Consider the following 25,612-nt stretch of genomic DNA (forward strand, 5'->3'; position numbering starts at 1 on the left):
GCGCGGCGCTGGCCGGTGGGGTGGACGGGCCGCTGCGGCTCGGGCATTGGATGATGTTCGCGGCAATTTCGGTGTCGTCGTTGGCGGCGATGGCCCGAGCGTATGTGCGACGGCAACGTCCCGGCTCGGTGACGGGCGTGCTGATTGTCGCGACACTGTTCTTTGCGTTGGGTAACGCCATCCTGGTGATCCCGTTGGGGCTGGTGCCGAGCTGGCTTGCCTTGGCTGCCACCGGCTTCGACATTCTGCTGCTGGGTGTGGCGGTGGCATTGTGGGACGCGTTCGACGAAGGCCAGGTGCTGCGGGCCGACATGCTGCGCTCGTTCGTCGGATCAGTGCTGGTAGGGCTGGTGTTCGGTGGGCAAGCGTTGATCGGTCTGGCCATCGTCGGTGCCGCAGGCCGACCGGTGCTCACGGTGCTGCTGTTCACCAGCCTGGCCGTTGCGCTGGCCATCACAGTGCTGGCCGACCCGCTGGCGGGGGCGCTGGACCGGCTGGCATTCTCTCCGCAACTGCGGGCTGACCGCTCGGCGCTGCGGCGCACCGAGGCCGCGCTGCCGCTGCGGTCGGCGAGTCCGCTCGATGACGTCGACGATGCCACGTTCGTCCGGCTCACCCGTCGTGCCCTCGGTCACTACGGCGATCTGTCCAAACTGGTGGCCAGCCCGTTGACGGCCCTGCCGGTGGTCGACGAGCGGCTGGCTGCGCGCGGAGCCCCCGATCAGCCGTTGGAACGGGCTACAGAACTGCGGGCTCTGCTCGCAGATCGCATCGCCGCGCTCAAACCCCGAGACGGCGGCGACTTCGGCACCACCGAGCAGTGGCGCCACTACAACTCGTTGTACTTCCCGTACGTCGTCGGCGTGCGCGCGTACGCCCAGAACGCCACCGCCGCCGGCCTGGATCCGGTGGCGCGCCAGGCGTGGCAGTGGTTGGTCACCGAGGTACCGCAGCGGTCGTTGCACAACTGGCAGAACGCGGCAGCGCGGGTGATCGCCACCGACCTGCGTGGCCGAGCGCCGGTGTCCTCCGGCTAGTTGGCAGTACTTGGCAGCGCCGAGTATCGATATGGCAGTGGCCGCTGAGCAGCATCGATGGGTGTAGGAACCCACTCGAGAGCATTGGAGCGCCACATGACTGCCAGCATCGCCCGTTCGGACTCCGCCACCGATTCGCTGCTGCGATCGGCCCTGCGATGGGACGCCGTAGTGACCGGATTGGGCGGGCTGGCGCTGGCCACTGCGGCGTTCCTGTGGCCGGACCACCTGCAGTCGTCGACCGGGTTCACCCCGGCCCAGGAGTATGTCGTCGGTGTGGCGCTGGTGTTCTACGGCGTGGTCGTGTTCCGCCTCGCCGGACTGGAGATGATGGGCCCGGCCCGCTTTCGCCCTCGTCCCTCGGGCTCGGCGACCGGGCTGGAATCAGTGCGCCGGGCCGGTATCGGCGTCATCGTCGCCAACCTGGTGTGCACCACGGCGGCGATCACCATCGTGGTGTCGGGCTGGCTGCCGTTGACGGCGCTCGGGGTGACGGTGCTCTGGTTCAGCGCGACCTATACGACCGGGTTCGCGATCGCTCAGTACGTGGGGGTGAGGCGTATGGCGTGACAGGCGCGCGGCGGAAGAGGTTACGCCGCGCAGGGTTTGATTTCGGCGCGTACCGGCCGGTCGACGAGCCCGAGGGACGAGGGGGAGAGAGGGCTGGGCGGCATGTTCACCGCCAACTGGGGTACGCGCCGAAATCGCCGCGCCGACCTCACAGCTTGCGGAGACGCAGCCGGTTGATCGAGTGGTCGGAATCCTTGCGCAGCACCAGCGTGGCCCGCGGCCGGGTCGGCAAGATGTTGTCGATCAGATTCGGCCGGTTGATCGAATGCCAGATGTCACGTGCGGCGAACATGGCCTGTTCGTCGGTCAATGTCGCGTAGTGGTGGAAGTGTGACGCCGGATCGGCGAATGCCCCGGCCCGCATCGACAGGAACCGCGAGATGTACCACTGCTCGATGTCCTCGATCCGGGCGTCGACGTAGACGGAGAAATCGAACAGGTCGCTCACCATGAGTGTCGGCCCGGTCTGCAGGACGTTGAGTCCCTCCAGGATCAGGATGTCGGGATGGCGGACGACGTGCACCTCGCCGGGCACGATGTCGTAGATCAGATGCGAGTAAACGGGTGCGGTGACCTGGTCGGCACCCGACTTCACCGAGGTGACGAACCGCATCAGGGCGCGACGGTCGTAGCTTTCGGGGAAACCCTTCCGGTGCATCAGGTTTCGACGGGTCAACTCCCGGTTCGAGTGGAGGAAGCCGTCGGTGGTCACCAGATCGACGCGGGGATGGTGCCCCCAGCGGGCCAATAGTGCTTGCAGTACGCGGGCGGTGGTGGACTTGCCCACCGCGACGCTGCCGGCGACACCGATGATGAACGGGACCGGCCGGTCCGGGTTCTGCTGCGGCTCGCCGAGGAACTCCGCTGTCGCCGCGAACAATCGCTGCCGAGCCGCCACTTGCAGGTGGATCAACCGGGCCAATGGAAGGTAGACCTCTTCGACCTCGAGCAGGTCGAGCTGCTCCCCGAGGCCCCGCAGGCCGAGGACTTCGGCCTCGGTCAGTTTCAGCGGCGTGGACATACGCAGGGCACGCCATTGATTCCGGTCGAACTCCACGTAGGGGCTCGGCTCGCTCAGGCGCGCCATGGGTAAGTTCATACCGCATCGGCCCGGGCGCATGAACGCGAGGTGGCCGCTACGGTGTCAAGTATGGAGCCGGACACCCTGATTCGTGAGTACCTGTTGCTGGGGCTGCGCTTCGATCGGATCGAGAAGGGATACGTCGACTCCTTCACCGGCGACCAAGCGTTGCGCCAGGTCGTGGAGGCAGAGCCGGCGCCGGACCCAGCTGAGCTGACGCGGCAGGCTCACCGGCTACTCGAAGCCCTCCCCGACGTGGCGTTGGACGGCTCTCGGGTCGACTACCTGGGTGTTCACCTGCGGGCGCTGGCCTGCGCCGGCCGCAAGTTCGCCGGGGAATCCGTCGGCTTTGTCGACGAGGTGCGCGACTATTTCGACGTCACCATCAGCAAGGGCGATCCGGACCGCTACCGCGAGGCTCATGCTCGACTGGACCGGGAACTCGGCGGCAGCGGTCCGCTGCTGGAGCGGATGCAGGCCTACCGCGCGGGTGAAGAGATTCCTGCGGATCGTCTCGGGGAGTGCATCGAAGCGTTTTCCAGTGCGCTGCGGGACCGGGTGCGGGCCGACTTCCCGCTCGATGCCCGCGAGACCATCAACTACGAGATCGTCACCGACAAACCCTGGTCGGGGTTCAACTATTACGAAGGTGACTTCCGGTCCACGGTTGCCGTCAACGCCGACCTCAAGCAGCAGATGTCGAACCTGCCGAGGCTGGTGGCCCACGAGTCCTACCCGGGTCACCACACCGAGCATTGCCGCAAAGAGGCCGGCCTGGTGGACGAGCAGGGGCAGCTGGAGCAGACCATTTTCCTGGTCAACACCCCGCAGTGCCTGATGGCGGAGGGGCTGGCCGATCTGGCGCTGTATGCGGTGATCGGTCCCGGGTGGGGCACCTGGGCCGCCGAAATCTACGCCGATCTGGGTCTGCAGTTCGACGGGGAACGGGCCGAGGCGATCTCGGAGGCCTCGGTGCAGTTGGCCGATGTTCGCCAAGATGCGGCGCTGATGCTGCACGACGAACATCGTGACGCCGACGAAGTCGCGGCGTTCCTGCAGCGGTGGCTGCTGGTCAACGACGCCCGCGCCCGTCAGGCGCTGCGGTTCCTGTCCTCACCGCTGTGGCGGGCCTACACCAGCACCTATGTCGAGGGATATCGGCTGTTGCGGGGCTGGCTGGATGCCCGACCCGGCGAGGTCACCTTGACCGGACGGTTCGCCCGGCTGCTCGACGAGCCGCTGATCCCTTCCAGCCTCCGGGCAGGCTGACCGGCGCGGAAACTCGGCGACTACCCTTGCTCCCATGACTGCCGATTCCGTTGCCGCAAAAGGCGCAGCATCGTCCGTGGCGCCCAGCGCAAATTCCTACGTCGCGCCGGGTGCCGACTACGCTGCGACCGCCAGTGAGGCCTACCAGGCCGCGCTGCGGGTCATCGAATCGGTCGAGCCGCGGGTTGCCGCCGCCACCCGCAAAGAGCTGGCCGATCAGCGGGATTCGCTGAAGTTGATCGCCAGCGAGAACTACGCCTCACCCGCGGTGCTGTTGACCATGGGTACGTGGTTCTCCGACAAGTACGCCGAGGGCACCATCGGACACCGCTTCTACGCGGCCTGCCAGAACGTCGACACCGTGGAGTCCCTGGCTGCCGAGCATGCCCGCGAGCTGTTCGGCGCCCCGTATGCCTACGCGCAGCCGCACTCCGGTATCGACGCCAACCTGGTCGCGTTCTGGGCCATTCTGGCCACCCGGGTGGAAGCCCCGGGACTGGCAGAGCTGGGCGCCAAGCATGTCAACGACCTGTCCGAGGCCGACTGGGAGTTGCTGCGCGCCAAGCTGGGCAACCAGCGTCTGCTGGGTATGTCGCTGGATACCGGCGGTCACCTCACCCACGGCTTCCGGCCGAACATCTCCGGCAAGATGTTCCACCAGCGTCAGTACGGCACCAACCCGGAGACCGGTCTGCTCGACTACGACGCCGTCGCCGCGGCCGCACGGGAATTCAAGCCGCTGATCCTGGTAGCCGGCTATTCCGCGTACCCCCGCCGGGTGAACTTCGCCAAGATGCGGGAGATCGCCGACGAGGTGGGCGCCACCTTGATGGTCGACATGGCGCACTTTGCCGGCCTGGTGGCGGGCAAGGTCTTCACCGGTGACGAGGATCCGGTGCCGCACGCACACGTCACGACGACGACGACGCACAAGTCGCTGCGGGGCCCCCGCGGCGGTCTGATCCTGGCCACCGAGGAGTACGCGCCCGCCGTCGACAAGGGCTGCCCGATGGTGCTCGGCGGCCCGCTGTCGCATGTGATGGCCGCCAAGGCGGTTGCTCTGGCGGAGGCCCGTCAGCCCGAGTTCCAGGTGTACGCCCAGCGCGTCGCCGACAATGCCCAGGCGCTGGCCGATGGCTTCCTCAAGCGCGGCGGCCGGCTGGTCACCGGTGGCACCGACAACCATCTGGTACTCCTGGATGTCACGTCGTTCGGGCTCACCGGGCGTCAGGCGGAATCGGCTCTGCTGGATGCCGGCATCGTCACCAACCGCAACTCCATCCCGGCCGACCCCAACGGCGCCTGGTACACCAGCGGTATCCGCTTCGGGTCGCCGGCGCTGACCAGCCGTGGTTTCGGTGTCGAAGACTTCGATCGCGTGGCCGAGCTGGTGGTCGAGGTGTTGTCGAACACGCAGCCGGCGGCCGCCTCATCGGGGCCGTCGAAGGCCAAGTACGTCCTCGCCGACGGTACCGCCGAGCGGGTGCACGCCGCGGCTGCCGAACTGCTGGCCGCCAACCCGCTGTACCCCGGCCTCACGCTGACCTGACGTCGGCGCGGGGAACCTGTGCCACACTCTCACGCGTGACATCTACTGCTTTGCTGCGTACTACCGAGTCCGTGCTGTCCGCTCCACTGGCTGATGTCGACCCTGATATCGCCGGGCTGCTGGACCTCGAACTCGGGCGGCAGCGCAACACGCTGGAGATGATCGCGTCGGAGAACTTTGCTCCGCGCGCGGTCCTGCAGTTGCAGGGCAGTGTGCTGACCAACAAATACGCCGAGGGGCTGCCGGGCCGCCGGTACTACGGCGGCTGCGAGTACGTCGACGCCATCGAGAACATTGCCCGCGACCGGGCGATGGCGCTGTTCGGCGCCGAATTCGCCAATGTGCAGCCACATTCCGGGGCACAGGCCAACAGTGCGGTGCTGGCGGCGCTGATGTCGCCGGGGGAGCGGCTGTTGGGCCTGGATCTGTCCCAGGGCGGACATCTCACCCACGGGATGAAGCTGAACTTCTCCGGACGCATCTACGAGTCGGGTTTCTACGGGGTGGACCCGCAGACGGGGCTGCTCGACATGGATGCGGTGCGGGCCGCGGCGTTGCAGTTCCGGCCCCGGGTGCTGGTCGCCGGATGGACGGCTTACCCGCGTATCCAGGACTTTGCGGCGTTTCGGTCGATCGCCGACGAGGTCGGCGCCCACCTGTGGGTGGACATGGCGCACTTTGCCGGGATGGTTGCGGCCGGTGTGCATCCCAACCCGGTGGCACACGCCGATCTGGTTTCCACCACTGTCAACAAGACCTTGGGCGGGGCGCGGGCCGGGCTCATCGTGGGCCGCAACCAGCACGCCAGAGCCGTCAATGCCGCGGTGTTCCCGGGTGTCCAGGGTGGTCCGGCCATGCAGGAGGTGGCCGCCAAAGCCGTCACCTTCAAGATCGCAAGAACCGCGGAATTCGCCGAACGTCAGCGACGCACGCTTTCCGGAGCGCAACTGGTGGCCGAGCGGCTGCTGGGAGCCGATGCCGCACAGGCCGGCGTCCGGGTTGTCACCGGCGGCACTGACGTGCATCTGGTGCTGGTGGACCTAAGGGAGTCGTCGCTGGACGGCAAGACCGCCGAGGACTTGCTGCATGCGGTCGGGATCACCGTCAACCGCAACGCCGTGCCCAATGATCCCCGGCCGCCGCTGATCGCGTCCGGCTTGCGAATCGGCGCCTCGGCGCTGGCCACCCGCGGGTTCGGTGACTGTGAGTTCGCCGAAGTTGCCGACGTGATCGCCACCGCGCTGACCCAAGGGGACAGCGCCGACGTGGAAAGCCTGCGGAACCGGACGGCGGCGTTGGCTGCGCAGTTCCCGTTGTACGAGGGTCTGGAGGAGTGGAGGCTGCACCGCTAGCGCGATCGCCGGTGGTGATCGGGGGGCAGGTTTCCGCCCGGAGACAGGGCCGAGGGACTTAAGTCACCAGTTGCCAGACACGCCTGCACCGATTTCAAGGAACGTGTGAACTCGGGTTACAGTTAATTCATGGCTGAATTTCCTGTCGCCAACGCGCTGACGCTGGACATAGAACCGGTTGTCGCCGAGAACTATCAGCGCCACATCGATACCGCCGCTGAATGGTTCGCGCACGACTACGTGCCGTTCGACGAAGGCAAGAACTTCGCTTTCCTCGGCGGCACCGACTGGGACGAATCCGAGGTCACGCTGCCCAAGCACGTCGTCGACGCGCTGGAGATCCTGCTGATCACCAAGGACAACCTGGCGGCCTATCACCGCGAACTCGTCAACCACTTCATCCTGGAGTGGAAGTGGGGCCGCTGGCTGGGGCGCTGGACCGCCGAAGAGCACCTGCACGCGATTGTGCTGCGTAACTATCTGGTCGTGACCCGCAACTTTGATCCGACGGCCAACGAAGACGTCCGGGTCGAGCACGTGACAAAGGGCTACCGGGCCGACAAGGACAGTCAGTTGGAGACGCTGGCGTTCATGGCGCTCTTCGAACGGACCTACGCGGTGTTCTGCCGCCGCCTGGCGGAGCAGATCGACGAGCCGACGCTCAAAGCGATGGTCGAGAAGATCGCGTTGGACGAGGAGCGGCACGAACTGTTCTTCTCCAACCTCCTGCGGTGGTGCCTGGATTACAACGAGACCGAGACCATCGAGGCCATCGCCGCCCGCGCCGCGATCCTGGAGGTGCCCGGTGCCGATATCGACGGTTACGCCGACAAGCTGGTCACCGTCGCCGAGTCCGGCATTTTCGGTCCTGATCAGCTGCGTCAGGTGATCTCCGACGAGATCGTCGCGTTGGGCCTCGCGGACAACCCCGCCCTCGCCCAATTGGTAACGAGATAGTCACGAGAATGTTGAGCGCGCCTGCGCGGCGCGGCCCCTGAAACGGGGGTAGCGTCGCTGTCGATGGCTAGCGACATGCTCTGCTGTCCGGGCGGTACCTCCCGTAGCGACTACGGCAGGACCGGCCCCGGTCCTGGTGCCGCAGCGCCCGCCGAAACATCTCCGCGGGGCCGCTGGAGTCGAGGAGCGCCACGTGACAAATTCACCGGTTCGGACCTACGTGCTCGACACGTCTGTTCTGCTCTCGGATCCCTGGGCAGCCACCAGGTTTGCCGAACATGAAGTTGTCGTGCCCTTGGTCGTGATCAGTGAGTTGGAGGCCAAACGCCACCACCACGAGCTCGGTTGGTTCGCCCGGCAGGCATTGCGCATGTTCGACGACCTCCGGCTCGAGCACGGTCGCCTCGATCAGCCGATCCCGGTCGGGACGCACGGCGGCACCATGTATGTCGAGCTCAACCACAGCGATCCGAACGTGCTGCCGCTGGGATTCCGGACAGATACCAACGATGCCCGGATACTCACGTGCGCAGCCAATCTGGCCGCCGAGGGCAAGCTCGTCACCCTGGTCAGCAAGGACATCCCGCTGCGGGTCAAGGCGGGCGCGGTGGGTCTGACCGCCGATGAGTACCACGCCCAGGATGTGGTGACCTCCGGCTGGACCGGCATGACAGAGCTCGACGTGGCCGCCGAGGACATCGACACCCTGTTCGCCGACGGCGAGGCTGATCTGGCCGAAGCGCGGGATCTTCCGTGCCACACCGGTGTTCGGCTTCTCGCCGGCAGCTCGAGTGCCCTGGGCCGGGTGAACGCCGACAAGCAGGTGCAGTTGGTCCGTGGTGACCGCGAAGTGTTCGGCCTCCGGGGAAGGTCGGCCGAACAGCGCGTGGCACTGGATCTGCTGCTCGACGAATCGGTGGGCATCGTCTCACTCGGCGGCAAAGCCGGTACCGGCAAGTCGGCGTTGGCGCTGTGTGCCGGCCTGGAAGCCGTCCTCGAGCGCCGCACCCAGCGTAAGGTCGTGGTGTTCCGTCCGCTGTATGCCGTCGGCGGCCAGGAACTCGGCTACCTACCGGGCAGCGAGAGCGAGAAGATGGGGCCGTGGGCCCAGGCGGTGTTCGACACCCTGGAAGGGCTGGCCAGCCCGGCCGTCCTCGAGGAAGTGCAGTCGCGCGGCATGCTCGAGGTGTTGCCGCTGACCCACATTCGTGGCCGCTCACTACACGACTCATTTGTCATCGTCGACGAGGCGCAGTCGCTGGAACGCAACGTGCTGCTGACCGTGCTGTCCCGGCTGGGCAGCGGGTCGCGGGTGGTCCTCACCCACGATGTCGCCCAGCGCGACAACCTTCGAGTGGGTCGCCACGACGGCGTGGCCGCAGTCATCGAAAAGCTCAAAGGCCACCCGCTGTTCGCGCACATCACGCTGCTGCGCAGTGAGCGTTCGCCGATCGCCGCGCTGGTCACCGAGATGCTGGAAGAGATCCTGCCCTGAGCTGATGAGGGGGTGGGCGCGCCAGCGACGGCTGAGCCGTTGCGGGCGCGCCCAACTCGCTACTCTGGTGGCCGTGATCGGTCGGGTACTGGCGACTTTAGGGCTGCTGGGCGCCTCGTTGTGGTTCGCTGCCTCCGCCACGGCCGCTGACGTCGACTGCCGGGTGGTCAAATGCGTGGCGTTGACTTTCGACGACGGGCCGGGCCCACACACCGACCGACTGCTGCGGGTGTTGACGGCCGCCGACGCGACGGCCACCTTCTTCCTCGTCGGGAACAAGGTGGCAGCAGATCCCGCCGCCGCCAAGCGAATTGCCGACGCCGGAATGGAGATCGGCAACCACACCTGGAGTCACCCGGACCTGACGACGATCTCCGCCGGTGAAGTCGCCGCCCAGCTGAGCAAGACCACCACGGCGATTCAGGCGGCGACCGGGCAGCGGCCGACCCTGATGCGGGCCGGATTCGGAATGATCAACGACGGGGTGTTGGCAGAGGTGGGCAGACAGGGCATGGCAGCCGTCAACTGGGACGTCGTTCCGAACGACTGGATCAACGACACCGATATCGCGGCCTCCCGAGCGGTACTGATGTCACAGATCAGGCCGGGCGCCGTGGTGTTGCTCCACGACACGTTCTCCTCCACCGTCGACCTGGTCGAGGGGATTCTTCCGGTACTGCACAACAACGGTTATCACGCGGTGACGGTGAGTCGGCTGCTGGGTCCGCGGACCCCCGGCAGCAGTTACGGTGGTCGCGAGAACGGGCCGCCGGTCAACGAGCTGCGTGACATTCCAGGCGGTATCCGAGGATGACCACCGAATCTGCCTTTGTGCTCACCATGTTGGTGTTGGGCTATGCAGTGGTCTCCGGTTTGGTGACCCGCTGGTACATCGCGCCGGGATTGATCTTTGTCGTCTCCGGTGTGCTGTTGGGGCCCTCTGGTCTCGGCATCCTCGAAATCGGCGCGGATACTGCAACATTCACCGTCATCGCACAGTTGGCGTTGACAGTGATCCTGTTCAACCAGGCATCCGAACTGGATTTGCGTACCGTATTGCGCCGCGGGAACGACAGCTTCCGGCTGATCCTGATCGGCATCCCATTGACCATCGGGCTGGGCACGGCGGCGGCATTGCTGCTACTGCCGGGAGTACCGGTATGGGAGGCCGTGTGTCTGGCCGCCATCGTCGCGCCGCTGGAGGTCTCGCTCATCGAGGCACTCCTGGAAGACCGGCGCATCCCGGAACGGGTTCGGCATGCACTCGCGGTGGAAAGCGGCTGCTACGACGGATTCGCGTTGGCGGCCCTGTTCGGCGCGCTGGCGTTGGCGTCGCAACGCGCCCAGTCCGACCCCTCGGGCTGGGGCTGGTTCCTGATCCGCACCGAACTGTTGTCTCTGGGTGCCGGTGCGGCAGTGGGCATCGCCGGTGCCCTGCTGATCGCAAAGTCGTTCCAGCGGGGCTGGATCGACGAGATCTGGGCGCAGTTGGCCACGGTCGCGGTTGCGCTGGCCTGCTTCCAAGTGGGGGAGATGTTCCACGGCAGCGGCTTCGTCGCTGCCTTCGCCGGTGGCCTGGCGTACGCGTTGGTGGCGCTGCGCACCGGGGCCGAGGTGCCACGCCAGGTGTCCGATGCGGCCGGGCGCCTGCTGGAGTTGTTGGTGTTCGCCATGTTCGGGGCGGCCGCGGTGGTCCTCGGATGGCGCGACGCGGGCTGGCAGGTGGTGCTGTTTGCAGTGGTCGCAGTGTTCGGCGTGCGATTGGTGTCGGTATGGGTGGCGTTGATCCGGACGAACATGCCGGCCCGCAGCAGGCTGTTCATCGGCTGGTTCGGCCCGCGCGGGATCGGCACCCTGGTGCTGGGGCTGCTGGTTGTCCACGAGGGTGCAATCCAGGAGATCGACCTCATCACCCAGACGGTGGTCGTGACCGTCACGCTCAGCTTGGTGGTGCACAGCCTGACCACACCGCTGGGTATTCGGCTGGTCCAGCGCGATCGGCTGGCCCCCGACTCCTCAAGACCGTAGCCCGCAACCGTTTCCCACCAGGTGGACAACTCACACCGCCGGTACGGCTGGTGCGGTGAATCCGCCGGCGTGAGCCCAGCGATGCTTTACGCTCAGCGGTTATGAGACCAGTGCTCGTCAGCGCCCTGGCCGCGATTGCCTGTGCGGGGGCCATCGGCACCGCGCCGACAGCGGCAGCAGATCAGATCGGCTACCTGATCAATGTGACAGTCAAGCCGGGGTACAACTTCGCCAACGCTGACGCCGCTCTGGGATACGGATACAGCCTGTGTGACCGGATCCGTGCCGGCGAGGCCTATCCGGCACTGGCCGCATCCATTCGGGAGCACTTCCGCACCGACGAATACGGCGCGTCATATCTGCTGAGCCAAGCCACCGGTGAGCTCTGCCCCGCCGAGATCTGGGCGCTGCGGCAATCCGCCGGCGGGTACGTGCCACAGCCTTGAGCCGGTACCGCGCTCGGCGTGAGAAACCCCGAGAGGCCCTCACGCCGAGCGCGGTCCGAACGTTTTACTCGCCGTCGCCCGGCTTGTGTGCTCCGGGCTCGTTCGCGCAAGCGCTCACTCGCCGTCGCTCGGCTTGTGTGCTCCGGGCTCGTTCGCGCAAGCGCTCACTCGCCGTCGCGAACCTTCGCCATGGCGAGGACGTCCAGCCGACGGTCCAGTTCTTCTTCGGAGAGCTTGTCGCCGATCAAGCCGCGGTCGATGACCGTCTGCCGGATGGTCTTGCGCTCCTTGAGGGCCTGCTTGGCCACGGCGGCGGCTTCTTCGTAGCCGATCGCCGAGTTCAGCGGGGTGACGATCGACGGCGACGACTCGGCCTGCTCCAACATGTGCGCCTCGTTGGCCACCAGCCCGTCGATGCAGCGCCCGGCGAACAGCTTGGACACATTGGTCAGCAGCCGGAACGACTCCAGGATGTTGCGGGCCATCATCGGGATGTAGACGTTCAGCTCGAACGCACCCGAGAGACCGCCCACCGCAACAGCGGCGTCATTGCCGATGACCTGCGCCGCAACCTGCGTGACGGCCTCGGGGATGACGGGGTTGACCTTGCCCGGCATGATCGAGCTGCCCGGCTGCAGATCCGGGAGCTGGATCTCGCCCAGACCGGTCAGCGGTCCGGACCCCATCCAGCGGATGTCGTTGGCGATCTTGGTCAGTGACACCGCGATGGTCTTGAGCGCACCGGAGGCCTCGACCAATCCGTCGCGGGCTGCCTGCGCCTCGAAAGCGTCCTGCGCAGTGCGTAATTCGGCCAGGCCGGTGTCGCTGACCAATACCTCGACCACCTTGGTGCCGAAGCCGTCGGGGGCGTTGAGCCCGGTGCCGACCGCGGTGCCGCCGATGGCCAGCTCACCGAGCCGGGGCAGCGTCGCCTTGACGCGTTCGATGCCGGCCTGCACCTGACGGGCGTAGCCGCCGAACTCCTGGCCGAGAGTCACCGGCACCGCGTCCATCAGGTGGGTACGACCGGATTTGACGGTGGTACGCCACTGCCGGGCCTTGTCCGCCAGCGACTCGTGCAGGATCTCCAGGGCCGGAATGAGTTCGCGGACAGCAGCTTCGGTGGCCGCGATGTGGGTGGCCGTCGGGAACGTGTCATTGGAGCTCTGCGACATGTTCACGTGGTCGTTGGGGTGCACCGTGACCCCGTTGGCCGCCGCGATCGAGGCGATGACCTCATTGGTGTTCATATTCGAGCTGGTGCCCGACCCGGTCTGGAACACGTCGATGGGGAACTGGTCGTCGTGCAGACCGTCGGCGATCTCGCCGGCGGCGGCGATGATGGCGTCGGCCTTCTCGGCGTCCAGCAGCCCCAGGTCCTTGTTCACCTGCGCGCACGCGGCCTTCAGCAGCCCGAGCGCCCGGATCTGCGCGCGCTCCAGCCCGCGCCCGGAAATCGGGAAGTTCTCCACGGCCCGTTGGGTCTGCGCGCGCCACAGGGCGCGAGCCGGTACCCGGACCTCACCCATGGTGTCGTGCTCGATGCGGTAGTCGCCGTCGACTGCGCCGTCGGTGTCGGTCATGTGCTCCCTTTTGCTCGTGGTGTTACGGAAGTGGATAGGCGGCGGAAGTGTCCCCGGTGAAATTCACCGCGGAGTACTCGTTGAGCTTGGACAGACGGTGGTAGGCCTCGATCATCCGGACGGTGCCCGACTTGGAGCGCATGACGATGGACTGCGTGGTGCAGCCGCCGCCGAAGAACCGGACGCCCTTGAGCAGGTCACCGTCGGTGACTCCGGTGGCGCAGAAGAACACGTTCTCGCCGGAGACCAGGTCCTCGGTGCTCAGTACCCGGTCCAGGTCGTAGCCGCGGTCGATGGCCTTCTGACGTTCGTCGTCGTCGGTGGGCGCCAGCTTGGCCTGGATCGCGCCGCCCATACAGCGGATCGCGGCGGCGGCGATGATGCCCTCCGGGGTGCCGCCGATGCCGACGAGCATGTCGGTACCCGACTCGGGGCGGCAGGCGGAGATGGCGCCGGCGACGTCGCCGTCGGAGATCAGCCGGATCCGCGCGCCCGCGCTGCGGACCTCTTCCATCAGCTTCGCGTGCCGCGGACGGTCCAGGATGCAGACCGTGACATCGGCGACCGAGGCCTTGCGCACCTTGGCGATGCGCTGGATGTTCGCGGAGATCGGGGAGGTGATGTCGATGAAGTCGGCTACGTCGGGCCCGACGGCGATCTTGTGCATGTAGAACACCGCCGACGGGTCGAACATCGCACCGCGTTCGGCGACGGCGAGCACGGAGATCGCGTTCGGCATGCCCTTGCTCATCAGTGTGGTGCCGTCGACCGGGTCGACGGCGAAGTCGCAGTCCGGTCCGTCGCCGTTGCCCACCTCTTCGCCGTTGTAGAGCATCGGCGCGTTGTCCTTCTCGCCTTCGCCGATGACGACCACACCGCGCATGGACACCGAATTGACCAGTTCACGCATGGCGTCGACAGCGGCTCCGTCGCCGCCTTCCTTGTCGCCGCGACCGACCCAGCGGCCGGCGGCCATGGCTCCTGCCTCGGTGACACGCACCAGTTCGAGGGCCAGGTTGCGGTCGGGGGCTTCGCGGCGGCGGGCAGGCTGCTCGGACGGTGCACTCATGAGCACATATTGTCCCAGAAGCGAACCTCGGGTAGGGAGCTGGGATACTGGACACGTGACGACGCATCCGGAGCAGACGCCAGAGGAGGGCGGCACCGCGGTGCCGACGCTCAAACCGGCAAAGCCGCGGTTGCTGCAAGACGGCCGCGACATGTTCTGGTCGATGGTTCCCCTGGTGCTCGGTTGTGTGCTGTTGGCGGGGCTGTTGGGAATGTGTTCGTTCCAGGCCAGTGGCCCGACCCAGGGGACGATCCCCACCTATGACGCAGTGGGGGCGCTGGGCTCCGACGCCGAGACGCTGGGATTCCCGATCCGGATGCCCGCTCTGCCGGAAGGCTGGCAGCCCAACTCCGGGCGCCGCGACGGTATCGAAGGCGCCCGCACCGACCCGGCTACCGGGCTGGCGACGCGGGCACTGGTATCCAACGTCGGCTACCTGACGCCGGGCACCAAGTACATGAGCCTGACGCAGAGCAACGCCGATGAGGACAAATTGGTGTGGTCGATCGCGCCTGGCGCGCATCCCACCGGCACCGTCGACGTGGGTGGCAGGCAGTGGGTGGTCTACGAGGGTTCCACCGCCGAGGACAGCCGCAACGAACCGGTGTGGACCACCAAGATCGGGGCCGCACAGCTGGCCATCACCGGCGGCGGGTCTCCCGCAGATTTCCAGACGCTGGCCGGCGCCACCCAGAGCCAGTCACCGTTGCCTGCTGAATAGACCGGCGCAAGCCAGAAACGGAGCTTCTCGATGACCGCACCCGAGGCTGATCTGGCTGGATGGAGCTGCGAACCGTTCAGCGGTGGTGGCTACACCCATGACGTCTACCGCAAGGGCGCCGGTCCGGGTGTGGTCCTGATTCCCGAGATGCCGGGCCTGCACCCCGGGGTGCTCGCGCTGGGCAACCATCTGGTGGACAACGGCTTCACCGTGGCGGCCCCATCGCTGTTCGGTACGGCAGGCGCACCCGCGTTGTCCCCGGCAGCGGCGTCGACCCTGACACGGGGCTGCATCAGCAGGGAGTTCGCTGCGTTCGCCACCAACAAGCAACGCCCGGTGGCGATGTTCTTGCGGGCGTTGGCCCGCGACCTCAACGCCTCGACACCGGGTAAGGGAGTGGGCGTCATCGGCCAGTGCTTCACCGGGGGTTTCGCGCTGGCCGCCGCGGTCGACGAGAGTGTGCTGGCGCCGGTCATGAGTCAACCGTCATTGCCGCTGGCCCTGACTCCCCGACAGCGCCGCGACCCCGGCGTTTCCGAGGCGGAGTTGAAGATCATCGAACAGCGTGCCGCCGACGACGGGCTGTGTGCGCTGGGGTTGCGGTTCAGCAAGGACCCGATGTCGCCGGCGGAGCGGTTCACGACGCTCAAACAGCGTCTCGGTGACGCGTTCGAGGTGATCGAGATCGATTCCGGCCCAGGTAACCCCGACGGGTTCAACCGGGTGGCGCATTCGGTGCTCACCAAGGAGGTGCGTGAGGTCGACGGGCACCCGGCGTACGAGGCGCGTAAGCGGGTCGTCGAATTCCTCACCGAGCGGCTGTTCTAGGCCGCTCGGGTGCGCCGGCACGGCAAGCCGGGAGGTGCGGGCGCAGTGATCCGGGCCTGTTGGGCCGTTCGGGAATCTGATTGCGCGGCCATGAAGAACGGTTCAGCGATGCCTGGCAATATTGCGTTCGGATTGCCTTGGTGAATACCGGGTTACATCGTTGGACGATTGGTCGTTTACCCGACATCTCGAGTTGCGCGAGGCCCGGAACAAAATAGTATTCATCTCATCAGCCCAGCATCGCCGCACTTGGTGACCGGTCTTCTTCATCGCTGACTCAGCGAAGATCGTCAAGCACTCGGCAGACGGTGAGACCGAGGGAGTGGTCATGGAAACAGCCGAGTTGCAGGCGGTACTGCGACGGCTGGACCGCCTCGAAGCCGAAAGTGCCGTGCGCGCAGTCAAAGCCCACTACATGCAATGGGCCGATGAAAAACGCCGCACCGGCATGGGGGAACTGTTCACCGAAGACGCCGTGTGGGAAGAGCTCGACCACGCAGGACGCACGGTTCCCGGCGCGCGATGGGAAGGTCGCGAGGCCATTGCGCAGATGTTCGCCGAAAGCCCCGAACGCCTTCACTTCACCGTTCATTATCTGACGAACGAAGAGATCACCGTGCGCGGGGACACCGCGGTTGGTCGATGGAAGTTGCTGGAACCGTGCACCATTCGCGATGAAGTTGCCGTGTGGCAAGGCGGGCACTACATCGATGACTTCGAGAGGCGCGACGGTGTCTGGAGGATCCGGCACCTGCGCCTGACGCTCGATTTCCAGACGCCGTATGACGACGGCTGGCTCGCGACACCCTTTTTGGAGCGGGTGACACAGTGATGGCGGCCGGTCCTTTCCCGTTCGGGTCGATCACGACGGCACGTGTCGGCGGCGATGATCCGCTGCGCGGGCACAACGGTTTCCTCTTGGACCGCGGGTCCTGATCAGCGCAGCGTAGTTCTCTGACCGCCGGCGGCGCCGGTGCCGGGATATCCCGATGATGCCGCCCAGTCGACTGATCCAGCGCGACACCGCCGGTGTCGGTGCCTGGCGTCTGCACACCTCACCTGCGTCGCAACGACGTATCAGCCCGAACGTTCATTCGGCTTCCGAAGAGGAAACTTCATGTCCAAAAACACTATTGGTGTCACCGATGGTGACACGATCACCTTTCCCAGTGGTTCGACCGTCGTCGATTCAGGGTTGATCGCCGACAATTCGGTGGCGGCCGGGGGTGGATCCGGGGCGTTGGCCCGCGGCTCCGCTGCCTCGGCCGGTGGAATGTGGATGGGAGTCAGCAAGCTTCCGCCGGGTCATTCCTCGGTTCCGCATCATCACGCCGACCAGACGTCGCTGGTGTGCATCGTGGGCGGTGCCATGCGATTCCGTGTGCACGGTCCCGACGGCATTGAAGAGTTCACCGCCTCTGCCGGTCAGATCGCGGTCATTCCAGGAGGTCTGGTGCATGAGGAATTCAACGATCTCGATGTCGAATGCCTCTGCGTGGTGACTCGCAACAGCGAACAGCCCATCGTCCGCAACGTCTGACTCCCCATCAGCCCATCAGAAGGTCGTGCCGTGAACGAAATTCCACCACTGGTCCAGGATGTGCTCGACCGGCTCGGTCTCCCCGAAGCCGACGTGAAGTCCGCCCGCACCATGCCCACCGAGGTGTACACCTCCGAGGAGTTCTACGAGTTCGAGAAGGAGGCAATCTTCGCCAAGGAATGGCTGTGTCTCGGGCACGTCAGCCAGATTCCGAACACCGGCGATTTCTTCTCGATCACCGTCGGTGATGAGCCGCTGATCGTCACCCGCGACGCTGCCGGCGCTGTCCGGGTGATGTCGTCGATCTGTCAGCACCGCGGATACCCGGTGGTGGACAGCAGTGAACACGGCAATACCAAGCAGTTCCGGTGTCCCTACCACTACTGGGCCTACGGCCTCGATGGCGAACTGGTCGCCGCACCCGAGATGAAGGAGACCTGTCCGATTTCCGAGCTTCGTCAGGAGACGGCGCTGCCGAACCTCAAGGTGGAGATTTGGTTCGGGATGATCTTCGCCAACATGGACACCGACGCTGCGCCACTGGCCGAGCAGCTGACCAAACTGGCGCCGGAGATGGAGATCTACGACGTCGCGAATCTGGAGATCACCGCGCCACAGGAATTCGGCGGCCTGCCCTGGAACTGGAAAGGCATGCACGAGAACGCTCTTGAGCCCTATCACACCTCGTTTGTCCACATGGGATACCACGACGTTGCGCCGGCGTCGATGGCCGAGTTCGTCGACTTCGAGGACTCCGACAACGTCATCATGCATCCGACGAACTACCGACACATGGACGCCGGCTTCAACCCGACCGGGAAGGCGATCCTGCCGATCCTCCCGGGCCTCGACGACCTACGGCGCACCCGGATCATGTTCGCGTCGGTGTTGCCGACGGTGTTCTTCGCGCTGAGTCCCGAGCAGGTGTTCTACTTCCTGATCACCCCGGAGGGGGCCAACAAGATGACGCTCCGGGTGGCCTGGCTGTTTCCGTCGTCGACGAAGAAGTCGCCCGGGTTCGAGTGGGCGTTCGAGATGCAGAATGCCGTCAACCAGGTCATCAATGACCAGGACATGGTCACCAACGAGCGGATGCAGAACGGCCAGCGTTCCCGCTACGCCAAACGCGGCCGCTACAGCTGGCAGGAGACCACGCTGCCACAGGTCAACCGCTGGCTGGCGCTGCGGTATCAGGCGCATGCCAAGTCGCTGTCGCCGGACGCCTGACGGCGTCGAGAGGTCAAGGGAGATACGACATGTCTGTCGGAGAGCTCACTGCCTCGCGCCCGCTGCATCAGCCGCGGGTATCGGGCGGGCCGTCGACGGGGCGCGACGCGGTCACGGGCGTCAGCCGGGTCCTCGATCGCATCGCGGTGGCGTCGATCGGCTGGACGGTCGCCGCGGTTGTCGCCGTGGTGGGGATCTGGGAACTGGCCAAGGCCGGCTTTGGGGTGTCCGACACGACCATGCCGCACAGCTGGTCTGTGCTGGCGGCCTTCGGTGACACGCTCCCCAACGGAGACACCAGGGCGGTGTCACTGACGTCTGCCCTCGGGGTGACCCTGCTGGAGGCCGTCGCCGGGGTGGTTGTCGGCATCGTCATCGGTGTTTTCATGGGGGTGGTGTCGGCGAAGTCCCGCGTCGCCTCCTTCACCCTGACTCCGGTTCTGGTGGCGACACAGACGTTTCCGTTGGTGGCGATCGTGCCCGCTCTGGTCATCATCCTGGGCGACGGATGGGTTTCCCTGGCGCTCATCGCAGCGATCCTGGCGTTCTTCCCGATCTACATCGCGGTGGCCCGTGCGATCACCGACACCGGGCGAGATCAACGCGATCTGTTCCGCAGCTGCGGCATGTCGAGGCTGAAGGTGTTCACCAGTCTGGAGATACCGCGAGCGACCCTTGCTGTGGTGAGCACCATTCGCACAGCCACGGCGCTGGCGGTGGTCGGGGCGATCGTCGCCGAACTGCCCAGCGGTCGCTCCAGCGGGATCTCCATGACACTGCTGTCGGCGGCGTCGTACTACCTGACCGACCCCGAGGCGCTGTGGTGCGCCGCCGTGGCCGCGATGGTCGGGGGAGTGCTGCTCGTGTACGCCGTCTCTGGGATCACCGCGGCTGCTGCCCGTTTTGTCCTCCGCACACCTGTCGAACCGAAGGGCTCCCGATGACCACCAGCCTGGCCACTTCCGATTCGATCGTGCTCGACAGCGTGGTCAAGTGCTACGGGCCGGCGCTGATCCTGGGTGGTATCAGCCACACCATCGAAGCAGGCTCGTTCGTGTCGCTGATCGGGCCGTCCGGCTGTGGAAAATCGACGCTGCTGAGGGTGATCGGGGACCTGGAGCCACTGACGTCCGGGAGCATCCGCGTGGGGTTCGGCAGTCCCGAGGACGCCAGACGCAATCATTCGATGTCGATGGTGTTCCAGGCCCCCAACCTGGTGCCCTGGCGATCCGTGCGTCGCAATGTCGAGTTGCCTTTGGAAGCAATGGGTTTACCTGCCGCCGAGCGCAAAGACCGGGCGGTTCGCGAGCTGCGTCGGGTCGGTCTGGGGGAGTACATCGACGCCAACCCACGCACGCTGTCCGGTGGGATGGCGCAGCGGGCGGCGATTGCCCGAGCGTTGGTGAGCGACCCCCGCATCGTGCTGATGGACGAGCCGTTCGGTGCGCTGGACGAGATTCTGCGTGAGCGACTGAACTACGAACTGCACGAGCTGTGGGCGAGCACCGGCAAAACGGTGGTCTTCGTCACCCACAGCATCGCCGAGGCGGTTGCGTTGTCGACCGACATCCTGGTGATGGGGCGCAAGCCCGGCCGGATCCTGGCGCATATCCCGGTGCCGCTGCCGCGGGAGCGGCATCCGGAACTCGCGGAGTCGGAGGCGTTCTTCAAGATCGCCACCGATGTCCGTCGGCAACTGGCGGTGGCCGCGCAACCGGGCGGCTCGGAGGTGCACAGGTGATGACGTTGACGCCGGCACGGGTCGGGCGGGGCGCATCGGCACCCCTTCGCACGGTGTTGATGTGTTTCGGTCCCGTGGCCACGGTGCTTGCCTTGATCCTGTTGTGGCAGTTCTCGGTGACCGCGGCGGGAATCAAGCCCTTTGTGCTGCCGACACCGTTGGCGGTCTGGGAGACCTTCGTCGAGCGGCCGGCCTTCTTCTTCAGGCTGGGGGTAAATACCCTACGGGAGGCGTTACTGGGTCTGGTGTTCGGTTGTGCAGCAGGAACACTGACGGCACTGGTGGTCTTTCGTCTTCCGGCGCTGAGCCGGATCGCCGAAGTCGCAGCGGCCGCTCTGCTGGCATTGCCGATGGTTGCACTCGTGCCCTTGGCCAACGTCTTCTTCGGCCTGACGCCGTCCTCGCGGATCTTTGTGGTCGCGGTCGCGGTGTACCCGATCGCGGTGAGCTTCCTGCTGGCCGGGCTGCGCGATACCGACCGCGGACTCATCGAGGCCTTCCGATCGATGTCGGTGTCGCCGGTCAAAACGGCACTGACGCTCTATGTTCCGTCCATGCTGCCCTCGGCGATGAGTGCGCTGCGCGTCGCGGTACCGACAGCGTTCTCGATCGCGATCATCGCCGAGTTCTTCGGCGGCGAACTCAATACCCTGGGCACTTTCATCAAATCGACGGCGGTGCAATCGCGGGTGGCTGACATGTGGGGCGCAGCGCTGGTGGCCTTCCTGTTTGCGCTGGTGCTCTATCTCGCGCTGTCACTACTCGACAGGTGGGTATCGCGCTGGCATACGTCCCGCCGCCCGTCGTAACCATCTATCAAGGAGTCATAACAATGTCCGTTGTCCAGAAATGTTCGGGTCGCAGGGCTGCCATGGCGGCCGTGGGTCTGGCTGCTGCAGTGGTGGTGGCCGGTTGTAGCAGTGATGAATCGAGCTCCGCATCCGACGGTGCGGTCACCGTCGTGACCGGGTGGGTTGTCCAACCGGAGTTCGCATCGGTGTACGCCGCTGACGCCCTCGGTTACTACGAGGAGCTCGGCCTCGACGTCACGATCCGGCCCGGAGGCCCCGATGTCAACGCCCAGCAACTGGTGGGCGCAGGTAGCGCCCAATTCGGAGTCGACGCCGGCAGCAACGTGTTGACCTCCAACGACGTTGGCGCCGGTCTGGTTTCGCTGGCCCAGCTGGAGCAGGAATCATCGTTGCGGCTGCTCTCGTGGGCCAAGGACGAGCTGACCACTCCGGAGAGCTGGCGCGGCAAGCGCATTGGGATCTGGTCGTCGGTGAATTCACTGTACGCGTCGCTGGCCAACCACGGGATGGACAAGGACACCGACGTCACCCTCGTCGAGCAGGGCTTCGACATGTCGCAGTTCCTCAACGGCGAACTCGATCTGGCCTCGGCTTACGCCTACAACGAGGTCGGACAGGTATTCCAGGCGGGTGTGCCGGTCGAGGACCTCACGGTGTACAACTATGCCTCCGACGGCACCGACACCATCGGTCTGCAGGTGTTCGGCAATGGTGATTTTGTCGCGAACAACTCTGAAACGGCAGTCGATTTCGTGGCCGCGACACTACGTGGCCAGGCGTATTGCCGGGACAATCCGGACGACTGTGTGCGGATCGTCGGTGAGGCCGGGGCCACCATGGACAGCGACTTCATGTTGTGGCAGATGAACGAGATGAACAAGTCGATCTGGTCGTCGGACCTACCCCTGGGCACTCTCGACGAAGGTGCGTTCCAACAGACCGCCGACGTGCTCTCCGAGACCGGAGTCATCGGCCAAGCGCCGGATCTGACGGAGCTGATGCGCACCGACATCTACGACCAGGCGGTGGCGCAGATCAGCGACACCGACCTGACCAATGCCACCTTCACCCCACTGGAGAATGTGACCCCATGACGCTGTTGTCCCGACGAACTGTGTTGTTCGAGAACGTTTTTCACCCTCTGGCCGGGAGTCGTGCCACTGTTTCCGTGTCTGTCGAGTCGCCATCGGCGCCGGCACCGACGATCATCGACGGGACCGAGCTCTGGGCGCTGCCGGGGATTTATGACGGCGACGCGCACATCCCGCTGCTCGAACAGGGGTTGCGGCATCAAGAGATCCACAGCCCGCTCGCCGGTGGCGTCTCACACGTCAACACCGCGTTGCAATGGCAGCAGGTCCGGCACTTCGATGTCGACGACATCGCCGACTTCTGTGCCGCTACACGTCTACCGCGCTACATCCCGGTGCTGTCGATCGAGCCGGAGGACACCGATGGCTTCGCCGATTGGCTCGCCGGACACGCCGAGCAGATCCGGTCCCGCTGGGCCCCGGTGTGCAAGCTCTACTCACCCGACCCGAACTTCACCGCGAACATCGAGGCCATCTGGCGGGCCGGACTCAAGGCGGTGGTCTATGCGTGGGATGACGAGGCACTGGAGTGGGTGGCCGAGTTGCGCGGCGGCCCTCTGCACCATCGCCACGCCAGGTCGAAGGTCTCGGCAGAGATCATGCGATCGACCCCCGGGGCGACGATCCAGACATCGCCGCACTATCTGCTCGATCTCGCCCCTGACCGCGCCGAGCGGTTACACGTGCTCCCCCCGGTTCCCGGCGGCGGTGACCGTACCTCGCTGCTCGACGTTCTCGAGACCCACATCGACATGATCGCCACGGATGACAATGCGCCCGTTCACGGCGCGACCGGCCCCGGATTGTCGAGCCAGCGGTACCTGCTGGCGGCGCTGCTGACCCTGGCGGAGGCCGAACGGATTCCACTGAGTTTGCTGTGGCCGAAGGTGACCGACGCGCCGGCCGCCATCTTCGGGACCGCGGCACTGGTGGAGCCGTCGACGGTCATCGTCGATCCGGGTTCCCGTCGAACCATCGGGCTCGAGACCGGTGCGGACATGCGCAACCCCTATGTCGGTCTCGAGCTGATCGGTGAGGTGGTGGCGATGACCAGCGGGGAGCGCGGCGTGATTCTCTGATCAGGCCTTTCCGGTGCGTTCCCGGTGCTTGCAACCCGGCCAGCAGCAGGGCCGGCGCATTCCCTCTTCCAGCTCTTCCTGGGTCCGGCGGATCCGGCGTTGCCGGGTCTTGTCCTGTTTGGCGTCTTCGACCCAGCAGATGAACTCGTTGCGCGCCAGCGGGGTGATGTCATGCCAGGCGGCCAGTGCCTCGGCGTTGGTGACCAGTGCCGCGCGCAGATCCGTCGGAAGCTCGTGCACCACCCCGCCGGGGACTTGTTGGCCGCTCACCCACCCGAGGTTAGCGCGTGTTCCCGGATGCGGGTGCCGACTCCTGGTTGTCGGAATCGGTGGCCGGCTCGCCTCGGCGGGTGAGGCGAGCGATCAACTGTTGCCAGCGTGACGGTTTGTCGTCGTCTTGGTCGTCGTCCACGGAGTCCATGGGAATGCCCTTGAAGACCGCCAGATAGACGCTGATGGTCGTCACGATGATGATCATGATGACGGGGCCCAGCACGATTCCCCAGAATCCGAACATCCCGAGGCCGGCGAACACCGACAGCAGCATCAACGACGGATTCAGGTAGGCCTGTTTCGGCACCAGGAACGGGCGCAGCACATTGTCGATGTTGGTGACCACCAACACGTGGAACACCGCCACGAAGACTCCGCCGATGACGTTGCCCGTCAAGGCCATTCCGATGCCGAGCGGAATGGTCACGATGCCGCTGCCCAACGGGATGAACGACAGTGCGGTCAAGAAGATGGCGAACATGAAGAAGCCTTCGTGGAGGCCACCGATATAGATCGAGATCGCGCCGGCCACACCCTGGCACACCGCGATGATGAACTGACCTCGAACGGTGGCCCGCACCATGGCGGCGATCTTGGCCATGTACAGATCGGAGACCTCTTCGCCGAGCGGATTGAGTTTCCGGATCAGGTCGAGCACCTTGTCGCCGTTGGTGAGCAGCGACAAGAACACGTAGAGGAAGATGATCGCGGCGGCGAGCGCAAAAGCCATGCCGCCTGCCGAACTGCTGACGAAGTTGAGCACCGCTTCGCCGGTGGCCTGGCCCGCCTTGGTGGCGTAACCCCGCAGCGAGTCCGGCGTCAGGTTGATGTTGATGAACGGCACCTTCGACAGCACTTCGTTTGCAGTCGCCAGAATCCGTGTTCCCAGCGCATTGAGATCGGTGCGCTGCACCCAGTGGCCGATACTCGAGACCATCTGCCCGATTTGCAGGAACGCCAGGAAACCGACCAGGCCCAAGGGGATTCCCACGGTGGCCAGCGCCGCCAGCAGGGTCAGCGTGGCCGAGATGGCGTTGTTGAAGCGCCGAGTGAGCCGGGAGTAGAGCGGGTAGAACAGGTGGGCCGCCACGGCCGCGACGAGGATCAGCACCACGTAGCGGCGCAGGAAGTACACGCCGAAGGCGAGTGCGACGACGAGCAGAACGGCAAGAGCGCGCTTTTGCGTGCGGGTGAAGTCGTCGAGCATCGCGCCAGTCTAGGGGCCTACTGTGTCGTGGCCGCGAACTTCATCAGGTGGTCGTGGACATTCGGGTAACGCTTCAGGTGTGCGCCGCCATTGAGGTCGAGCACTTCACCTGTCAGCCATGACGATTTGTCCGAGCACAGGAAGGCCACCGCGTCGGCGATGTCCTGGGTTGTGCCGGTGCGCCCGAGCGGGGTGTTCTCGATGTAGTCCTCCACCACACCGGGGACCAGTGCCGCGGGCTCGGTCAGCGGGGTCGGGACAAAACCGGGGGAGACGGCGTTGACGCGGATGCCGCGCGAACCGAGTTCCAGGGCCGCTACCTGGGTCAGCATCGCCAGGCCTGCCTTCGCCGAGCAGTACGCGCTCATCCCGATCGCGGGTTGCCGGGCATTCAACGAGGCCAGCGACACGATCACCCCACCTGCGCCCATCCGCTGGGCGGCGTGCTTGATGACGACGAAGGCGCCGGTGAGGCAGACGTCGACCACTTCCCGGAACTGGTCGACGGGTAACTCGGTGAGGAGTCCGAACCCGCTGAATCCTGCGCAGTTCACCACGATTTCCGGGGCCGCGGTCGCCGCAGCGTCACCGAAGAGCGCCTGCACCGACGCCTCGTCGGTGACGTCGACAACCGCGGCGGCATGCGGTGCGCCGAGT

At 65.8% G+C, this 25,612-nt stretch carries 26 protein-coding genes; 20 read left to right on the plus strand and 6 right to left on the minus strand.

Annotation, left to right across the window (positions count from 1 at the left end; translation table 11 throughout):
- Together WBB07_RS02390 and WBB07_RS02395 are read left to right on the plus strand one after the other, a co-directional pair.
- Nucleotides 1-1,037, plus strand: a 1,037-nt coding sequence (locus WBB07_RS02390; RefSeq protein WP_526304400.1) for a hypothetical protein, incomplete at its 5' end; no start/stop codon positions are given.
- Nucleotides 1,038-1,133: 96 nt separating this feature from the next.
- Entirely contained in the window at nucleotides 1,134-1,607 is a 474-nt protein-coding gene (locus WBB07_RS02395) for a hypothetical protein (RefSeq protein ID WP_526304402.1), read from the plus strand.
- A 148-nt stretch (nucleotides 1,608-1,755) separates the two neighbouring features.
- Here the strand turns inward: WBB07_RS02395 and coaA are convergent, their stop codons facing one another.
- Complete coding sequence (gene coaA, locus WBB07_RS02400) at nucleotides 1,756-2,694, minus strand: type I pantothenate kinase (RefSeq protein ID WP_526304404.1); 939 nt, start codon at nucleotides 2,692-2,694, stop codon at nucleotides 1,756-1,758.
- A gap of 63 nt (nucleotides 2,695-2,757) precedes the next feature.
- On the opposite strand from coaA, the gene WBB07_RS02405 reads away from it, so the two are divergent.
- From WBB07_RS02405 to WBB07_RS02440, 8 genes are all read left to right on the plus strand, one after another.
- Nucleotides 2,758-3,957: a DUF885 domain-containing protein gene (locus WBB07_RS02405; RefSeq protein ID WP_526304406.1), complete on the plus strand. Its 1,200-nt coding sequence runs from the start codon at nucleotides 2,758-2,760 to the stop codon at nucleotides 3,955-3,957.
- A gap of 34 nt (nucleotides 3,958-3,991) precedes the next feature.
- The gene (locus WBB07_RS02410) at nucleotides 3,992-5,506 is read left to right on the plus strand and encodes a glycine hydroxymethyltransferase (RefSeq protein ID WP_526304408.1); all 1,515 of its coding nucleotides are present in this window, start codon (nucleotides 3,992-3,994) and stop codon (nucleotides 5,504-5,506) included.
- Between the two features lie 74 nt (nucleotides 5,507-5,580).
- Nucleotides 5,581-6,858 carry a serine hydroxymethyltransferase gene (glyA, locus tag WBB07_RS02415; RefSeq protein ID WP_526304449.1) on the plus strand — a complete coding sequence of 426 codons (1,278 nt, stop codon included), beginning with the start codon at nucleotides 5,581-5,583 and terminating at the stop codon, nucleotides 6,856-6,858.
- Between the two features lie 129 nt (nucleotides 6,859-6,987).
- Nucleotides 6,988-7,815, plus strand: a complete 828-nt coding sequence (locus WBB07_RS02420) for an acyl-ACP desaturase (protein ID WP_526304410.1) — start codon at nucleotides 6,988-6,990, stop codon at nucleotides 7,813-7,815.
- Between the two features lie 193 nt (nucleotides 7,816-8,008).
- A complete protein-coding gene (gene phoH2 / locus WBB07_RS02425) occupies nucleotides 8,009-9,310 on the plus strand; it encodes an RNA 5'-3' helicase PhoH2 (protein WP_526304412.1) in 1,302 nt (433 codons plus the stop codon).
- Nucleotides 9,311-9,314: 4 nt separating this feature from the next.
- Nucleotides 9,315-10,124 (plus strand): polysaccharide deacetylase family protein, encoded by an 810-nt coding sequence (locus tag WBB07_RS02430; protein ID WP_526304414.1) that lies wholly within the window; start codon nucleotides 9,315-9,317, stop codon nucleotides 10,122-10,124.
- Nucleotides 10,121-11,338: a cation:proton antiporter domain-containing protein gene (locus WBB07_RS02435; RefSeq protein ID WP_526304416.1), complete on the plus strand. Its 1,218-nt coding sequence runs from the start codon at nucleotides 10,121-10,123 to the stop codon at nucleotides 11,336-11,338. Before WBB07_RS02430 ends, WBB07_RS02435 begins: the two co-directional genes overlap by 4 nt.
- Before the next feature lie 101 nt (nucleotides 11,339-11,439).
- Nucleotides 11,440-11,784, plus strand: coding sequence for a DUF732 domain-containing protein (locus WBB07_RS02440; protein ID WP_526304418.1), 345 nt, complete (start codon nucleotides 11,440-11,442; stop codon nucleotides 11,782-11,784).
- 164 nt (nucleotides 11,785-11,948) lie between these two features.
- Here WBB07_RS02440 and WBB07_RS02445 read toward each other — a convergent pair whose 3' ends face one another.
- Nucleotides 11,949-13,367: a class II fumarate hydratase gene (locus WBB07_RS02445; protein WP_526304420.1), complete on the minus strand. Its 1,419-nt coding sequence runs from the start codon at nucleotides 13,365-13,367 to the stop codon at nucleotides 11,949-11,951.
- 22 nt (nucleotides 13,368-13,389) lie between these two features.
- A complete protein-coding gene (glpX, locus tag WBB07_RS02450; protein ID WP_526304422.1) occupies nucleotides 13,390-14,436 on the minus strand; it encodes a class II fructose-bisphosphatase in 1,047 nt (348 codons plus the stop codon).
- 55 nt (nucleotides 14,437-14,491) lie between these two features.
- Between glpX and WBB07_RS02455 the strand changes: the two genes are divergently transcribed.
- The 10 genes from WBB07_RS02455 to WBB07_RS02500 all read left to right on the plus strand — a co-directional run bounded on the left by WBB07_RS02455 (nucleotide 14,492) and on the right by WBB07_RS02500 (nucleotide 23,475).
- On the plus strand, nucleotides 14,492-15,157 hold the full coding sequence (locus WBB07_RS02455) for a DUF4245 family protein (protein WP_526304424.1): 666 nt from the start codon (nucleotides 14,492-14,494) through the stop codon (nucleotides 15,155-15,157).
- Between the two features lie 30 nt (nucleotides 15,158-15,187).
- On the plus strand, nucleotides 15,188-15,985 hold the full coding sequence (locus tag WBB07_RS02460) for a dienelactone hydrolase family protein (protein WP_526304425.1): 798 nt from the start codon (nucleotides 15,188-15,190) through the stop codon (nucleotides 15,983-15,985).
- A 328-nt stretch (nucleotides 15,986-16,313) separates the two neighbouring features.
- A complete protein-coding gene (locus tag WBB07_RS02465; RefSeq protein WP_526304427.1) occupies nucleotides 16,314-16,817 on the plus strand; it encodes a nuclear transport factor 2 family protein in 504 nt (167 codons plus the stop codon).
- Nucleotides 16,818-17,102: 285 nt separating this feature from the next.
- Nucleotides 17,103-17,525, plus strand: a complete 423-nt coding sequence (locus WBB07_RS02470; protein ID WP_526304429.1) for a cupin domain-containing protein — start codon at nucleotides 17,103-17,105, stop codon at nucleotides 17,523-17,525.
- A gap of 30 nt (nucleotides 17,526-17,555) precedes the next feature.
- Nucleotides 17,556-18,752 carry an aromatic ring-hydroxylating oxygenase subunit alpha gene (locus WBB07_RS02475; protein WP_526304431.1) on the plus strand — a complete coding sequence of 399 codons (1,197 nt, stop codon included), beginning with the start codon at nucleotides 17,556-17,558 and terminating at the stop codon, nucleotides 18,750-18,752.
- 29 nt (nucleotides 18,753-18,781) lie between these two features.
- Nucleotides 18,782-19,696, plus strand: a complete 915-nt coding sequence (locus WBB07_RS02480) for an ABC transporter permease (RefSeq protein ID WP_526304433.1) — start codon at nucleotides 18,782-18,784, stop codon at nucleotides 19,694-19,696.
- Nucleotides 19,693-20,493, plus strand: coding sequence for an ABC transporter ATP-binding protein (locus WBB07_RS02485; protein ID WP_526304435.1), 801 nt, complete (start codon nucleotides 19,693-19,695; stop codon nucleotides 20,491-20,493). The genes WBB07_RS02480 and WBB07_RS02485 overlap by 4 nt, the downstream gene beginning before the upstream one ends.
- Nucleotides 20,493-21,302 carry an ABC transporter permease gene (locus WBB07_RS02490; RefSeq protein ID WP_526304437.1) on the plus strand — a complete coding sequence of 270 codons (810 nt, stop codon included), beginning with the start codon at nucleotides 20,493-20,495 and terminating at the stop codon, nucleotides 21,300-21,302. The genes WBB07_RS02485 and WBB07_RS02490 overlap by 1 nt, the downstream gene beginning before the upstream one ends.
- Nucleotides 21,303-21,325: 23 nt before the next feature.
- Nucleotides 21,326-22,399 carry an ABC transporter substrate-binding protein gene (locus WBB07_RS02495; protein ID WP_526304439.1) on the plus strand — a complete coding sequence of 358 codons (1,074 nt, stop codon included), beginning with the start codon at nucleotides 21,326-21,328 and terminating at the stop codon, nucleotides 22,397-22,399.
- A 74-nt stretch (nucleotides 22,400-22,473) separates the two neighbouring features.
- Complete coding sequence (locus WBB07_RS02500; protein ID WP_526304441.1) at nucleotides 22,474-23,475, plus strand: amidohydrolase family protein; 1,002 nt, start codon at nucleotides 22,474-22,476, stop codon at nucleotides 23,473-23,475.
- Here WBB07_RS02500 and WBB07_RS02505 read toward each other — a convergent pair whose 3' ends face one another.
- The 3 genes from WBB07_RS02505 to WBB07_RS02515 form a co-directional block, all read right to left on the minus strand.
- On the minus strand, nucleotides 23,476-23,745 hold the full coding sequence (locus WBB07_RS02505; RefSeq protein ID WP_526304443.1) for a YdeI/OmpD-associated family protein: 270 nt from the start codon (nucleotides 23,743-23,745) through the stop codon (nucleotides 23,476-23,478). It lies immediately after the preceding gene.
- A gap of 10 nt (nucleotides 23,746-23,755) precedes the next feature.
- The gene (locus WBB07_RS02510) at nucleotides 23,756-24,955 is read right to left on the minus strand and encodes an AI-2E family transporter (protein WP_526304445.1); all 1,200 of its coding nucleotides are present in this window, start codon (nucleotides 24,953-24,955) and stop codon (nucleotides 23,756-23,758) included.
- A gap of 17 nt (nucleotides 24,956-24,972) precedes the next feature.
- Nucleotides 24,973-25,612: SDR family NAD(P)-dependent oxidoreductase (locus WBB07_RS02515; RefSeq protein WP_526304447.1), on the minus strand; the 640-nt coding region annotated here is incomplete at its 5' end.

This window comes from Mycobacterium sp. (assembly GCF_049647605.1).
Taxonomy (GTDB): Bacteria; Actinomycetota; Actinomycetes; order Mycobacteriales; family Mycobacteriaceae; genus Mycobacterium.

What these genes read in the sequence shown, in the direction of transcription:
- WBB07_RS02490 (WP_526304437.1), top strand. Translation starts at nt 20,493, where the DNA reads ATGACGTTGACGCCGGCACGGGTCGGGCGGGGCGCATCGGCACCCCTT.
- WBB07_RS02405 (WP_526304406.1), top strand. Translation starts at nt 2,758, where the DNA reads ATGGAGCCGGACACCCTGATTCGTGAGTACCTGTTGCTGGGGCTGCGC.
- WBB07_RS02470 (WP_526304429.1), top strand. Translation starts at nt 17,103, where the DNA reads ATGTCCAAAAACACTATTGGTGTCACCGATGGTGACACGATCACCTTT.
- WBB07_RS02465 (WP_526304427.1), top strand. Translation starts at nt 16,314, where the DNA reads ATGGAAACAGCCGAGTTGCAGGCGGTACTGCGACGGCTGGACCGCCTC.
- glpX (WP_526304422.1), bottom strand. Translation starts at nt 14,436, where the DNA reads ATGAGTGCACCGTCCGAGCAGCCTGCCCGCCGCCGCGAAGCCCCCGAC.
- WBB07_RS02445 (WP_526304420.1), bottom strand. Translation starts at nt 13,367, where the DNA reads ATGACCGACACCGACGGCGCAGTCGACGGCGACTACCGCATCGAGCAC.
- coaA (WP_526304404.1), bottom strand. Translation starts at nt 2,694, where the DNA reads ATGGCGCGCCTGAGCGAGCCGAGCCCCTACGTGGAGTTCGACCGGAAT.
- WBB07_RS02420 (WP_526304410.1), top strand. Translation starts at nt 6,988, where the DNA reads ATGGCTGAATTTCCTGTCGCCAACGCGCTGACGCTGGACATAGAACCG.
- WBB07_RS02495 (WP_526304439.1), top strand. Translation starts at nt 21,326, where the DNA reads ATGTCCGTTGTCCAGAAATGTTCGGGTCGCAGGGCTGCCATGGCGGCC.
- WBB07_RS02510 (WP_526304445.1), bottom strand. Translation starts at nt 24,955, where the DNA reads ATGCTCGACGACTTCACCCGCACGCAAAAGCGCGCTCTTGCCGTTCTG.
- WBB07_RS02460 (WP_526304425.1), top strand. Translation starts at nt 15,188, where the DNA reads ATGACCGCACCCGAGGCTGATCTGGCTGGATGGAGCTGCGAACCGTTC.
- WBB07_RS02485 (WP_526304435.1), top strand. Translation starts at nt 19,693, where the DNA reads ATGACCACCAGCCTGGCCACTTCCGATTCGATCGTGCTCGACAGCGTG.
- WBB07_RS02395 (WP_526304402.1), top strand. Translation starts at nt 1,134, where the DNA reads ATGACTGCCAGCATCGCCCGTTCGGACTCCGCCACCGATTCGCTGCTG.
- WBB07_RS02480 (WP_526304433.1), top strand. Translation starts at nt 18,782, where the DNA reads ATGTCTGTCGGAGAGCTCACTGCCTCGCGCCCGCTGCATCAGCCGCGG.
- WBB07_RS02435 (WP_526304416.1), top strand. Translation starts at nt 10,121, where the DNA reads ATGACCACCGAATCTGCCTTTGTGCTCACCATGTTGGTGTTGGGCTAT.
- WBB07_RS02430 (WP_526304414.1), top strand. Translation starts at nt 9,315, where the DNA reads ATGAGGGGGTGGGCGCGCCAGCGACGGCTGAGCCGTTGCGGGCGCGCC.
- WBB07_RS02440 (WP_526304418.1), top strand. Translation starts at nt 11,440, where the DNA reads ATGAGACCAGTGCTCGTCAGCGCCCTGGCCGCGATTGCCTGTGCGGGG.
- WBB07_RS02410 (WP_526304408.1), top strand. Translation starts at nt 3,992, where the DNA reads ATGACTGCCGATTCCGTTGCCGCAAAAGGCGCAGCATCGTCCGTGGCG.